Below are 13196 nucleotides of genomic sequence, written 5' to 3'. Positions count from 1 at the left end.
GTACTTGGTTTGGGACCAAGGTGTCGCAGGTTCGAATCCTGTCTTCCCGATTGATATTAAAAAGTAAGAACACTAGTTGTTCTTTTTTTAGTGCTCTTTTCTACCATTTGTCAAGTATATCAAGGGCCTTAAGTAAAAAAAGAGATAAGACAGTAGCTATTCTGAGGTTACTGTCTTATTTTTACCACTTATTGATCCATAAAAGGGCACGCTAAAAAACACCTCATCTGGTATTTTTTGAAACAAGGTGTTATAATAATACGGCATAGATGACCTTATCGATTTTGGGTCAAAGAGTAATCGTAAAGTTTGTTATGCGTAATGAGGTAATACATTGTTCGAATGAGACGATGTATAGAGGCAATCGCATGTGGCTTGGTTGAAGCTATTGTCGATTGTCTTTTTCGTTTCTCATAAAAATCGGCGATATGGCAGGGATTGGTATGACTAGCTGAAGCGATGTTATGAATGCACTTGAACAAGATTTTTCTGGCATAGGGATTACCTCGCTTAGTAATGTGTTCCTTGGCGAGAAAGTTCCCAGATTCATAGTGTCTCAGGTCAATGCCAATAAAAGCGTTGATTTGATTGGTAGACTGAAAGCGACGAATATCTCCCAATTCGCCAGTGATAGATGTCGCTGTGGTTTCTGCGATGCCAGGAATTGATCGTAAGATGTCATACTCTGGTAAAGGCTGAGCTAGAGCTACCATGTCGTCTAAGACAACCTGTCTGTGCTCAGAAAGACGAAGCAATTCTTGAGCATAGTAACGAACCTCTTCAAGCATTGGGGAGATTTTCTTGACCGCACAAAAAGATTGTTTAGCGAGTTTTATAAGTTTATCAGTCAGATAAGCAATACGCTTTTCAGAGATTCGTTTGGAGGTAGATTGACGGATAATCTTACACAATTCATTTTGAGATAGGTTTAATACAAACTCTTTGCATGGAAAAGCCATCACTAAATTCCAATATTGCTCTCCAGTTGGTGTGGATAAGAGATTTTCCAATTCAGGAAAGGTGACTTGTAAGACCTTGTGTAGACGATTTTTAGCTCTAACAATGTCTTCTGTAAGATTTTGATAGAAACGGCTTAAATCACGCAGGTGTTGATAAACTTCTTCCTGCGCATAAGTTGGTTTACGATTGAGTATAAACTGAGAATGAGCTAACTTTTCAGCGTCAATTTTGTCTGTTTTACGAATTCGCAGACTGTCCAGTTGCTTCTTAGCTTCCAGAGGATTCAGCTGTGTATAAGCGTAGCCGTATTCCTCAAGAAAGGCTCGAAGACGCCGAGAATAGACACCAGTAGCTTCAAATATAATCTCAGGGTTATGAACAGTTTTCAAGTCATTCAAAAGACGATTGAAGCCAATGGCGTCATTGAGCATAGTGTATCCATGAATCTTTTCACCGTTGACTAAAATTGCCACCTCAGAACTTGCCTTACTCACATCAATCCCAAATACTGTACGCATGATATTACCTCTTTTGTCTTGAATAATTCCGTGTTTTAGTGATTTTATTTTCAATACGCGACGTCTAGCGTCCCACATACTTTGATCAAATTCCACCTAAAACAGGTGTCTTTCCAGTTTGTCAAGCGACGTCTAGCGCCAAAGAGCCCTACGACTTTACAAGACACCTCTACTTTAACATAAAGAAAAAGTAGTGAGTACTCTCTCCCGTCGGAGATTTTCTCACTACTAATCTTAGTATGTTTTCTACAACAAAATAGGCTCCATAATATCTATAGGGGATTTACCCACTACAAATATTATAGAGCCACTATAAAAAGCTAGAGTTCCACAATTGGGAATATCTAGCTTTTTTGTGGCTGAGAACTATTTTGTCGCAGACTTTTTTAAATGATTTTATAGGTAGAACTATCGGCCTAAACAGAAAAGACTTGCTAAGTTTTATGAAAGTAAGTATACTAGAAGGTAACAAGCGCTTTCAGCTAGTTGCTTTGGAGTTTATTTAGAAATTGAGAGGGAGTTATGGGGACTAGAAAATTTCGACTATTGATGTCCAAGTATGGTTTTAGCATTGCGATTATTCTGATAGAATTATTTGTAGTTTTTGCAGTCATTCTTTACATGAGCCAGATTGCTCCACTTGTTTGGGTTGCTCTTGTATTTCTTGTCAGCGTGGCGACTGTTTTAGCCATTGTCAATCGTTCTATGTCTCCTGAAAGCAAGGTGACGTGGTTGATTGTCACTTTTGTCCCTGTTTTTGGCCCCTTGCTTTATATCATGTTTGGTGAGCGTCGGTTATCAAAAAAGGAATTTAAACAATTACAGGAACTTCGTTCTATCACATCTCATGAAAAGCGCGAACATAGTCTTCATCAAGACATACAGAAAACTGATAAATCTGCCTACGGGATTATCAATGCCTTATTGCATATGGACAGTAATGCAGAAGTTTATGATCAGACAGACTCACAATTCTTTTCAAATGGTAAGGAAATGTGGCAGCAGATGCTGGAGGATTTGAAAAAGGCTGAGAAATTTATCTTCCTGGAATACTACATTGTCGAAGAGGGGTTGATGTGGGACAGTATGCTTGAGATTCTGGAAGAAAAGGCAGCTCAAGGAGTTGAGGTCAAGATGCTCTATGACGATATTGGTTGTATGGTGACTTTGCCTGGGGATTATACTGTTTATTTGCGTTCAAAAGGAATTGATGCTCATAAGTTTAATAAGGTGATTCCTCGTATGACCGTGGCCTATAACAATCGTGACCACCGTAAAATCTTGGTCATTGATGGGCAGATTTCCTATACTGGCGGGATTAATCTTGCGGATGAGTATATAAATCAGATTGAACGTTTTGGGTATTGGAAAGATAGTGGCCTTCGTATAGACGGCCCGGCTGTTCAGGCTTTTACAAGACTATTTCTCATGAACTGGTACATCAACCGTGGTGAAATCAGTGATTTTGATCAGTATCATTTGGAAAATCAAACGCGATCTGGAGCAGGTTTATGCATTCCTTATGGAAGTGGTCCCAAGCCTATCTACCAGATGAAGGTAGGAAAAATAGTTTATCAAAATCTCATCAATCAAGCGACAGACTTTGTCTATATTACCACGCCTTACTTGATTATTGATTATGATTTGACGGAAGATATTAAAAATGCGGCCATGCGAGGGGTGGATGTGCGAATTGTCACTCCATTTGTACCAGACAAGGAGCTCATTCAACTGATAACACGAGGAGCTTATCCAGATCTTTTGTCTGCTGGTGTCCGTATTTATGAGTATACTCCTGGTTTTATCCATAGTAAGCAGCTGATTGTTGATGATCGATACGCAGTTGTTGGAACTATAAATCTAGATTATCGTAGCTTGGTTCACCACTATGAAAATGCGGTTTTGTTGTACGAAACACCATCGATTGCAGATATTCGTAAGGACTTTGAAGAGATTTTTGAAGTATCGCAGGAAGTATTCCCAGGAACGATCAATCCTACCTGGTATCAAACCTTAATCAAGGAAGTGACCCAGTTGTTTGCTCCAATGCTTTAAGTGGAAGAATTAATTGAGAATAGATGATTAGAGGAAGAGGTGTAGAACCGCCTCTTTTTCTGTAAGCAGTTTCCTTGACATCTTGTTTTTTTTGCGTTATCATATGTCCATATAATATATGGGAGTCTGTGTACAGTCTGAGAGGAAGTGTTAAACTTCGACCGCACCTGATCTGGGTAATGCCAGCGTAGGGAACGATACTTAGCCGAATTATGCACCTTTTTCATATATGAAAGAGGTTTTTCTTTTTTTACAAAGAAAAACTGTAACTTAGAAGGAGGTTTTAATGAAAGCAAGCATTGCTTTACAAGTCCTGCCCCTGTCACAAGGGATTGACCGCATAGCTCTTATCGATAAGGTTATTGCCTATCTGCAATCTCAAGAAGTGACTATGGTGGTGACGCCCTTTGAAACAGTTTTAGAGGGAGAGTTTGATGAACTCATGCGCATTCTCAAAGAAGCGTTAGAAGTGGCGGGTCAAGGGGCAGATAATGTTTTTGCTAATGTGAAAATAAATGTAGGAGAGATTTTAAGCATCGATGAGAAACTTGAAAAGTATAATGAGACGGCATATTAGTCTGCTAGGATTTTTGGGTGTCTTATCCGTTTGGCAGGTGGCGGGATTCTTAAAACTCCTACCAAAGTTTATCCTACCGACACCTCTTGAAATTCTCCTGTCCTTTGTTCGTGATAGAGAATTTCTCTGGTACCATAGCTGGGCAACCTTGAGAGTAGCCTTGCTAGGTTTGATACTGGGTGTCTTGATAGCCTGTATCATGGCCGTCCTTATGGATAGTCTGACTTGGCTCAATGACTTGATTTACCCCATGATGGTAGTTGTCCAGACCATACCGACCATTGCCATAGCGCCTATCCTAGTTTTATGGTTGGGTTATGGAATTTTGCCCAAGATTGTCTTGATCATCTTGACGACAACCTTCCCTATTATCGTTAGTATTTTAGATGGTTTTAGGCATTGTGACAAGGATATGTTGACCTTGTTTAGCTTGATGCGAGCGAATCCTTGGCAAATCCTGTGGCATTTTAAAATCCCTGTCAGTCTGCCCTACTTTTATGCAGGTCTGAGGGTCAGTGTCTCCTATGCCTTTATCACAACAGTGGTATCTGAGTGGTTGGGAGGCTTTGAAGGACTTGGTGTCTACATGATTCAGTCCAAAAAACTGTTTCAGTATGACACTATGTTCGCGATTATTATTCTGGTATCGCTGATCAGCCTTCTGGGTATGAAATTGGTTGATATTAGTGAAAAATATGTGATTAAATGGAAACGTACTTAAAAGAAGCGTTTTGTAAAAAGAAAAGAGGAAATCAAAATGAAGAAAACATGGAAAGTGTTTTTAACGATTGTAACAGCTCTTCTAGCTGTCGTGCTTGTAGCTTGTGGTCAAGGAACTGCTTCTAAGGATAATAAGGAGGCAGAACTCAAGAAGATTGACTTTATCCTAGACTGGACGCCAAATACCAACCACACAGGGCTTTATGTTGCCAAGGAAAAAGGTTATTTCAAAGAAGCTGGAGTCGATGTTGATTTGAAATTGCCACCAGAAGAAAGTTCTTCTGACTTGGTTATCAATGGTAAGGCACCATTTGCAGTGTATTTCCAAGATTACATGGCTAAAAAATTGGAAAAAGGAGCAGGAATCACTGCCGTTGCAGCTATCGTAGAGCACAATACATCAGGAATCATCTCTCGTAAATCTGACAATGTAAGCAGTCCAAAGGACTTGGTTGGTAAGAAATACGGAACTTGGAATGACCCAACTGAACTTGCGATGTTGAAAACCTTGGTAGAATCACAAGGTGGGGACTTTGAGAAGGTCGAAAAAGTACCAAACAATGACTCAAACTCAATCACACCGATCGCTAATGGGGTGTTTGATACTGCATGGATCTACTACGGTTGGGATGGGATCCTTGCTAAATCGCAAGGTGTAGATGCTAACTTTATGTATTTGAAAGACTATGTAAAAGAGTTTGACTACTACTCACCAGTGATCATCGCAAACAATGATTATTTGAAAGATAATAAGGAAGAAGCTCGTAAAGTCATTCAAGCTATTAAAAAAGGTTACCAATACGCTATGGAGCATCCAGAAGAAGCTGCAGATATCCTGATTAAGAACGCTCCAGAACTAAAAGATAAACGTGATTTCGTCATTGAATCTCAAAAATACTTGTCAAAAGAATATGCAAGTGACAAGGAAAAATGGGGACAATTTGATGCTGATCGCTGGAATGCCTTCTACAAATGGGATAAAGAAAATGGTATCCTCAAGGAAGACTTGATTGATAAAGGATTCACTAACGAATTTGTAAAATAATGACAGAAATTAGACTAGAACATGTAAGCTATGCCTACGACAATGAAAAGATTTTAGAGGATATTAATCTGCAAGTGACTTCAGGCGAAGTGGTCTCTATCCTAGGCTCCAGTGGTGTAGGAAAGACCACACTCTTTAACCTGATTGCAGGGATTTTAGAAGTCCAGTCTGGGCGAATCATTCTTGATGGAGAGGAAAATCCCAAGGGGCGCGTGAGCTACATGCTACAAAAGGATCTGCTCTTGGAACACAAGACGGTGCTAGGAAATATCATCCTGCCCCTCTTGATCCAAAAGGTGGATAAGGCAGAAGCTATTGCCCGTGCAGACGAAATCCTTGCTACCTTTCAGTTGACGGCCGTACGGGACAAGTATCCTCATGAGCTTAGCGGCGGGATGCGCCAGCGTGTGGCCTTACTTCGCACTTACCTATTTGGGCATAAACTCTTTCTTCTCGACGAGGCCTTTAGTGCCTTGGATGAGATGACTAAGATGGAGCTTCATGCCTGGTATCTTGATATTCATAAACAGCTAGGCCTGACGACACTCATCATTACGCATAGTATAGAGGAAGCCCTTAACCTTAGCGACCGTATCTATATCTTGAAAAATCGGCCTGGGCAGATTGTTGCTGAAATTAAACTAGATTGGTCTGAAGACGAGGACAAGGAAGTCCAAAAAATTGCCTACAAACGTCAAATCTTGGCAGAATTAGGCTTAGATAAGTAGAAAGATAGGGAGTTGGTGAGGTTGCTACTTTGCCAGCTCTTTTTTCTTTTAAAAATGAAAAAATTTCGGTATAATAGTCAAAGATAGTCAAGGTTTAAAGAGAGGTGGGTTTGTTATGAGACTTAAAAATACATCAGATCATATTGAGGCCTACATCAAGGCAATTCTAGATCAATCTGGTATTGTGGAGTTGCAACGGAGTCAGTTGGCAGATACTTTCCAGGTTGTTCCTAGTCAGATTAACTATGTGATTAAGACTCGTTTTACAGAAAGCAGGGGATACTTGGTTGAAAGTAAGCGTGGTGGTGGTGGCTACATTCGTATAGGACGGATTGAGTTCTCAAACCACCATGAAATGCTCCGCGATTTACTGTATTCGGTGGGCGAAGAAGTTAGCCTAGTTATCTTTGAAGATGTTTTAAGACTCTTGTTTGAACAGGATTTAGTGACTCGTCAGGAGATGAATCTATTATTAGCAATGGCGACAGACCGGGTTTTAGGTGAGGATGCCAATCTTATCCGTGCCAATATGCTCCGACAGTTATTACAAGAGGTAGATAGAAAAGGAAAATAGAACTAAATGAAATATTCAAAAGCATTGAAAGAATGTATAGACAGTGCCTTTCTGGTCGCAAGTCATTTTGGGGCAGAATACCTAGAGTCTTGGCACCTATTGATTGCTATGGCCAATCATAGTTACAGTGTAGCTGGGGCGACTTTAAACGAATTTCCATATGAGATTGATCGTCTGGAGGAAGTTGCTGTAGAGCTGACTGAAACAAAGTATAGCGATAAGGAACATTATCAGGAGCTGCCTTTTTCACACCGGTTGAAGGTATTGTTGTTGGAAGCAGAGCACGTTGCTTCTGTCGTACATGCCAAGGTATTGGGAACAGAGCATGTTCTTTATGCTATCTTACATGATGGCAATGCCTTAGCTACTCGCATTTTAGAAAAAGCGGGATTTTCTTACGAAGATCAGAAGGATCAGGTCAAGATTGCTGGACTTCGTCGAAGTCTTGAAGCGCGTGCTGGTTGGACTAGAGAAGATTTGAAGGCCCTTCGCCAGCGTCATCGTACGGTAGCGGATAAGCAAAATTCCATGGCTAATATGATGGGCATGCCTCAGACACCGAGTGGTAGTCTCGAGGACTATACGCATGATTTGACAGAGCAAGCGCGTTCTGGCAAGTTAGAACCAGTCATCGGTCGGGACAAGGAAATCTCGCGTATGATTCAAATCTTGAGCCGTAAGACCAAGAACAATCCTGTCTTGGTTGGGGATGCTGGTGTCGGGAAAACAGCTCTGGCGCTTGGTCTTGCCCAGCGTATTGCTAGTGGTGATGTTCCTGCGGAAATGGCTAAGATGCGCGTGTTAGAGCTTGATTTGATGAATGTGGTTGCGGGAACTCGTTTCCGTGGTGACTTTGAAGAACGTATGAACAATATCATCAAAGATATTGAGGAAGATGGCAAGGTCATCCTCTTTATCGATGAGCTTCATACCATTATGGGGTCAGGAAGTGGGATTGATTCGACCTTGGATGCGGCCAATATCTTGAAACCTGCCTTGGCACGTGGAACTCTGAGAACTGTCGGTGCGACCACTCAGGAAGAGTATCAAAAGCACATCGAAAAAGACGCAGCCCTTTCTCGTCGCTTTGCAAAAGTGATGATTGAGGAGCCAAGTTTAGCAGATAGTATGGCTATTTTGCAGGGCTTGAAAGCAACTTACGAGAAACACCACCATGTCCAAATTACAGACGATGCAGTAGAAACAGCTGTCAAAATGGCACATCGTTATTTGACGAGTCGTCATTTGCCAGACTCAGCCATTGATCTATTGGACGAAGCAGCTGCAACAGTGCAAAATAAATCGAAACACGCTAAACAAGATGAGTCAGGTTTAACACCAGCTGATAAGGCCTTGATGGATGGTAAATGGAAGCAAGCTGCTCAACTCATTGCAAAAGAACAGGAAGTACCTGTTTATAAAGACTTGGTGACAGAATCAGATATTTTGACCACCTTGAGTCGCTTGTCAGGTATTCCAGTTCAGAAATTGACCCAAACAGATGCCAAGAAGTATCTCAATCTTGAGGCTGAACTGCATAAACGTGTTATCGGACAGGAACAAGCGGTGTCTAGTATCAGTCGTGCCATTCGCCGAAATCAATCGGGTATTCGCAATAACAAACGTCCAATTGGCTCCTTTATGTTCCTAGGACCAACAGGTGTTGGTAAGACCGAGTTGGCCAAGGCCTTGGCGGAAGTTCTCTTTGATGATGAGTCTGCTCTTATCCGCTTTGACATGAGTGAATACATGGAGAAATTTGCAGCCAGTCGTCTCAATGGAGCTCCTCCAGGTTATGTAGGCTACGAAGAAGGCGGGGAGTTGACCGAGAAGGTTCGTAACAAACCGTACTCAGTCTTGCTCTTTGACGAGGTAGAGAAGGCTCACCCAGACATCTTTAACGTGCTCTTGCAGGTCTTGGATGACGGTGTCTTGACAGACAGTAAAGGTCGCAAGGTTGACTTCTCCAATACCATCATCATCATGACATCAAACCTTGGTGCGACAGCTCTTCGTGATGATAAGACAGTCGGTTTTGGAGCTAAGGACATTCGCTTTGACCAAGAAAATATGGAAAAACGGATGTTTGAGGAGTTGAAAAAGGCTTATCGTCCAGAGTTTATCAACCGTATTGATGAGAAGGTGGTCTTCCACAGCTTGTCAAGTCAAGATATGCAGGAAGTAGTTAAGATTATGGCCAAACCATTGATTGCAAGCCTAGCAGAAAAAGGAATTGACTTGAAACTCCAAGCATCTGCCCTAAAACTTCTAGCTCAGCAAGGCTATGATCCAGAGATGGGGGCTCGTCCACTTCGTAGAACCCTACAAACGGAAGTGGAAGACAAACTTGCAGAACTTCTTCTTAAAGGTGAATTGGAAGCTGGTAAGACCCTGAAGATTGGTGTTAAAGCTGGTCAATTAAAATTTGAGATTGTTTAAAAATGTGAGGTTGAAACAGATTGTTTCAGCCTCTTTTTTGAAAAGTTGTTGCCCAAATAGCTACTTGGATTGTGGATTTATTTTGAGGATTTCAAAACTGATTTTGCCTAATCAAGTTTTGTATATCAAGTAAAAAATTCTTATCATTTGGCAATGTTTTTATAAAAAATAATAAAAAAGTGTTGACAAACAGAACAAGACATAGTATAATGCAAAATATAAAAAGTTATAAAAAGGTTGAACAGATATGAAAAAGAGTATAGCGGTGGTTTTTGGCACCTTTGCTCCCTTACATCAAGGGCATATTGATTTAATCCAAAGAGCAAAACGTCAATGTGATGCTGTATGGGTGGTAGTTTCAGGTTATAAGGGAGATCGTGGTGAACAGGTGGGACTTACACTACAAAAGAGATTTCGCTATATTCGTGAAGCTTTTCGAGATGATGAGTTGACCTCTGTTTGTAAACTTGACGAAAGCAATATTCCACGTTATCCAATGGGCTGGCAGGAATGGTTGGATCAGATGTTGCAGGCCATTTCCTATGACCAGACTGTTGAGGAACTAATCTTTTTTGTAGGAGAGCCTGAATATCAAGCAGAACTTGACAAACGTGGTTTTGAGACCGTTCTACAGGAAAGAAAATTTGGAATTTCGGCTACCATGATTCGAGAAAATCCAAGTAAATATTGGAAATATATCGCTCAACCCTTCCGCCGTCAGTTTACGAAAAAAGTGTTGATTATGGGAAGTGCTAGTAATGGGAAAACAACTCTAGCCAAGGATTTAGCTCGCTTCTATGATGCGCCAGTCAGTCTGGAATATGCTCGTGAGTATCAGATAAAAAATAATGTCCGAGATGATGAGCTTACCCCAAAAGACTATTATTACCTTCTATTGGGGCAATATGATCAAACTTCCAAGTTAATCGATAGCAATGCCAATCGAGGCCTGGTCATTGCAGACACCAACTCACTAGTAACCAAGGGCTACTACGATTACTACATGGAAACTGAAGAGCAGGGGGACTTGTCCGTAGAGACCTTTGATAATCTCTTTGTTTCCATCTTAGCCAAGGAAAAGTGGGATCTAATCCTCTTTGTGCAACCTGTTGGCTCTTATGTTAATGATGGTTTTCGAGACATGACCATGGCAGAAGACCATATCCGTCATAGTTTTTCTCAGCATTTGGATATGATGAGGGAGCAATATCTGGCTACTATCCCTCATGTTTATCTAGCTGATGACTATCTAGGAAATTATGAAGCAGCAAAAGTAGCTATTGATGCCATTTACCAAGCAGATTAGGAGAAGAAAATGAAAAAAATAACTGAAAAAATTACACGATTTATTGAAAACTTTAAAAATGTTCACGCAGAAGCTCGTAAAATTGGTTTTGCAGGAGTTATGCGTTTGCTTTGGAAAGACCTCTTTGTGGGACGCAGTCTTTTCCAGTGGCTCTATTTGATTGCTTTATCAAGTGTTCCTCTTATTCTGGAGTTTACACAAAACACAGAAAGTCATGACTGGGTTGGTCTCTTGGCCTCTTGGACAGGGATTGTCTGCGTTATATTGGTAGCTGAAGGTCGGGCTAGCAACTATCTTTTTGGAGCTATTAACTCTGCAATCTATTTGGTTCTAGCTATGAATGCTACTTTCTACGGAGAAGTTTTGACCACAGTTTATTTCTTTGTGATGCAGCCCATTGGTCTCTATACTTGGTTGTCTAATCGGATCAATGAGCAAGGAAGACCAGAGGAGTCTCACTTTGAAGCTAAGAAACTTAGTCTGATTGATTGGCTCAAATATTTGGCTTTGACTGCTATCATCTGGATTGGCATGGGTTTGGCCTACCAAAGTATCCATAGCGCTCGTCCTTTCCGTGACAGTGTTACCGATGCGACCAATGGTGTTGGTCAGCTCTTGATGACACGTCTTTACCGTGAGCAATGGATTTTCTGGATTGCAACCAATCTCTTTAGTATTTACCTCTGGTGGGGTGAAAATATCCATATCCAAGGTATGTACTGGGTTTACACCATCAATAGTTTAGTCGGTTGGTATCAATGGACAAAGGCTGTCAAGGAGGGATAAGATGACTGAAAGGATAATCCCGGCTGGAATGACAGAGAGAGAATATTTTGAGATTCATGCGACGGAGAAGGAATTTTTAGACTGGTACTGCAAACAGGATCTTCCTCAGTATGAAAAACCGAGCGTGACGGTGGATATGGTAGCTTATTGCTTTGTGGAAGGGAAAATCAAACTCTTGCTAATTCGTCGCAAGGCTCATCCATATCAAAATTGTTTAGCGCTAATTGGAGGCTTTATGGACAAGGGCGAAGACGCTACGCATGCCTGTCAGCGTGAAGTGAGAGAGGAGGTTAACCTTGACCTTCCTTTGGAAAAAATCGAGCAGTTGATGACAGTGTCTACACCAGGCCGTGATCCGCGGGGCTGGACGGTTACTATCGCCCACTTGGTGTATCTACCTAGTCGAGCACTCGAACTCGTTCAAGCTGGAGATGATGCCAAGGATGTAGTTTTTGTCGATGTTGATTTTCAGACAGGCAAGTTCTTCCTAGAGGGACTAGAGTTGGAGGAGTACGCCTTCGCCTTTGACCATTATGCCATTATCCAAGAGTCTATTAAACGAATCCAAGGGCGTCTTGACTGGAATCCGACCTTCCTCTATCTGCTAGAGGAGGAGTTCACTGTCTATGAAGGGACCGAATTGGTCAATCTCATCAACCCAGGACGACCAATCGTCAGCAATAACTTTCTCGTAAAATACGGTGAGTATGTAGAAGAAGTTGGGCTCAAACGAGTGCCTAAAAAGAAACCAAGAAAAACCTATCGATTGAAATAAAAAGCTTTGGGACAGAAATCGATAGATCAAGTCTTGATTTCCTAGTCTCAGTCCTGAGAAGTTTCAACAAATCCGATGACTGGTTGAGCTTGAGAGTAGAGAAAATAAAGTTTGTATCAAAAGACAATTCAACTATCGTGTCAAAGGTTTATTAGTCATAAAAAAGCGAGGTCGGGATTCTTCCCGGCCTCTTTTTGTTGTTATTTTTTGTTTAAGGATGTTTATCTTTTTTAGGATTACTCATAAAACGAATGAATAAATCTTTGTATTTATATTTTAAATAATGTTCGTGTAAGTACAGTAGAGCCACATAAACAATCATGAAAATAGTGGTTAAGTAGAACAAATCAAATGTTGTTTGAGCGTAATGAGTAGCAACTCCATAAGAAGAGAATGCACCAATAATCAACCAAGGAAGATATGTGTAATATTTCTTTGACATAAACCTACACCTCCAATATCCTATTTCAATTTTATTATAGCACTTCAAGAAAAAAATGCAAGCGATTACACTTTAAAATATAGCACTTTGTCAGGAAGAACTTTTGTGTTTTTTTAAATTCTTTACGAATAAAAGATATAGGAGGGGTAAGAAAATAAGTGTACTAAAAAATAATTCTAAAAAATTTTAGATAAATAGTTGACAGATTTAAAAACGAATATTACAATAATGTTACAAAAATATTTCTTAACATTTCAAAAATGTTACAAAG

Annotated in this window: 12 protein-coding genes and 1 riboswitch; of the genes, 10 read left to right on the top strand and 2 right to left on the bottom strand. The window is 40.6% G+C overall.

What is annotated here, in order from left to right; all coding sequences use genetic code 11:
* Positions 1–275 precede the first annotated feature (275 nt).
* The gene (locus RQ973_RS06980; protein WP_311523349.1) at positions 276–1478 is read right to left on the bottom strand and encodes an IS110 family transposase; all 1203 of its coding nucleotides are present in this window, start codon (positions 1476–1478) and stop codon (positions 276–278) included.
* Between the two features lie 522 nt (positions 1479–2000).
* Between RQ973_RS06980 and cls the strand changes: the two genes are divergently transcribed.
* From cls to RQ973_RS06930, 10 genes are all read left to right on the top strand, one after another.
* A complete protein-coding gene (gene cls / locus RQ973_RS06975; RefSeq protein WP_311523347.1) occupies positions 2001–3533 on the top strand; it encodes a cardiolipin synthase in 1533 nt (510 codons plus the stop codon).
* Between the two features lie 108 nt (positions 3534–3641).
* Positions 3642–3744, top strand: a riboswitch (TPP riboswitch).
* A 75-nt stretch (positions 3745–3819) separates the two neighbouring features.
* Positions 3820–4110: a thiamine-binding protein gene (locus tag RQ973_RS06970; RefSeq protein WP_311523346.1), complete on the top strand. Its 291-nt coding sequence runs from the start codon at positions 3820–3822 to the stop codon at positions 4108–4110.
* The gene (locus RQ973_RS06965) at positions 4073–4831 is read left to right on the top strand and encodes an ABC transporter permease (RefSeq protein WP_311523344.1); all 759 of its coding nucleotides are present in this window, start codon (positions 4073–4075) and stop codon (positions 4829–4831) included. The genes RQ973_RS06970 and RQ973_RS06965 overlap by 38 nt, the downstream gene beginning before the upstream one ends.
* A 36-nt stretch (positions 4832–4867) precedes the next feature.
* Entirely contained in the window at positions 4868–5875 is a 1008-nt protein-coding gene (locus RQ973_RS06960) for an ABC transporter substrate-binding protein (protein ID WP_311523343.1), read from the top strand.
* Positions 5875–6603 (top strand): ABC transporter ATP-binding protein, encoded by a 729-nt coding sequence (locus tag RQ973_RS06955; protein WP_311523341.1) that lies wholly within the window; start codon positions 5875–5877, stop codon positions 6601–6603. The genes RQ973_RS06960 and RQ973_RS06955 overlap by 1 nt, the downstream gene beginning before the upstream one ends.
* 115 nt (positions 6604–6718) lie before the next feature.
* On the top strand, positions 6719–7177 hold the full coding sequence (locus RQ973_RS06950) for a CtsR family transcriptional regulator (protein WP_001237459.1): 459 nt from the start codon (positions 6719–6721) through the stop codon (positions 7175–7177).
* Positions 7178–7183: 6 nt separating this feature from the next.
* A complete protein-coding gene (locus RQ973_RS06945) occupies positions 7184–9616 on the top strand; it encodes an ATP-dependent Clp protease ATP-binding subunit (RefSeq protein ID WP_311523340.1) in 2433 nt (810 codons plus the stop codon).
* Between the two features lie 247 nt (positions 9617–9863).
* On the top strand, positions 9864–10922 hold the full coding sequence (locus RQ973_RS06940; protein ID WP_311523339.1) for an AAA family ATPase: 1059 nt from the start codon (positions 9864–9866) through the stop codon (positions 10920–10922).
* 9 nt (positions 10923–10931) lie between these two features.
* Positions 10932–11708, top strand: coding sequence for a nicotinamide riboside transporter PnuC (gene pnuC / locus RQ973_RS06935; RefSeq protein WP_311523337.1), 777 nt, complete (start codon positions 10932–10934; stop codon positions 11706–11708).
* A 1-nt stretch (position 11709) separates the two neighbouring features.
* Entirely contained in the window at positions 11710–12483 is a 774-nt protein-coding gene (locus RQ973_RS06930; protein WP_311523336.1) for an NUDIX hydrolase, read from the top strand.
* Between the two features lie 211 nt (positions 12484–12694).
* On the opposite strand, the gene RQ973_RS06925 is transcribed toward RQ973_RS06930, so the two are convergent.
* A complete protein-coding gene (locus tag RQ973_RS06925) occupies positions 12695–12925 on the bottom strand; it encodes a hypothetical protein (protein ID WP_311523334.1) in 231 nt (76 codons plus the stop codon).
* Positions 12926–13196 lie beyond the last annotated feature (271 nt).

It is taken from the genome of uncultured Streptococcus sp., from assembly GCF_963511325.1.
Taxonomy (GTDB): domain Bacteria; phylum Bacillota; class Bacilli; order Lactobacillales; family Streptococcaceae; genus Streptococcus.
The sequence above is the reverse complement of the archived record's forward strand: the minus strand, read 5'-3'. Positions and strand labels throughout refer to the sequence as shown.

Coding starts and splice junctions, on each gene's coding strand:
- RQ973_RS06980 (WP_311523349.1), bottom strand. CDS start 1,478: ATGCGTACAGTATTTGGGATTGATGTGAGTAAGGCAAGTTCTGAGGTG.
- cls (WP_311523347.1), top strand. CDS start 2,001: ATGGGGACTAGAAAATTTCGACTATTGATGTCCAAGTATGGTTTTAGC.
- RQ973_RS06970 (WP_311523346.1), top strand. CDS start 3,820: ATGAAAGCAAGCATTGCTTTACAAGTCCTGCCCCTGTCACAAGGGATT.
- RQ973_RS06965 (WP_311523344.1), top strand. CDS start 4,073: ATGAGAAACTTGAAAAGTATAATGAGACGGCATATTAGTCTGCTAGGA.
- RQ973_RS06960 (WP_311523343.1), top strand. CDS start 4,868: ATGAAGAAAACATGGAAAGTGTTTTTAACGATTGTAACAGCTCTTCTA.
- RQ973_RS06955 (WP_311523341.1), top strand. CDS start 5,875: ATGACAGAAATTAGACTAGAACATGTAAGCTATGCCTACGACAATGAA.
- RQ973_RS06950 (WP_001237459.1), top strand. CDS start 6,719: ATGAGACTTAAAAATACATCAGATCATATTGAGGCCTACATCAAGGCA.
- RQ973_RS06945 (WP_311523340.1), top strand. CDS start 7,184: ATGAAATATTCAAAAGCATTGAAAGAATGTATAGACAGTGCCTTTCTG.
- RQ973_RS06940 (WP_311523339.1), top strand. CDS start 9,864: ATGAAAAAGAGTATAGCGGTGGTTTTTGGCACCTTTGCTCCCTTACAT.
- pnuC (WP_311523337.1), top strand. CDS start 10,932: ATGAAAAAAATAACTGAAAAAATTACACGATTTATTGAAAACTTTAAA.
- RQ973_RS06930 (WP_311523336.1), top strand. CDS start 11,710: ATGACTGAAAGGATAATCCCGGCTGGAATGACAGAGAGAGAATATTTT.
- RQ973_RS06925 (WP_311523334.1), bottom strand. CDS start 12,925: ATGTCAAAGAAATATTACACATATCTTCCTTGGTTGATTATTGGTGCA.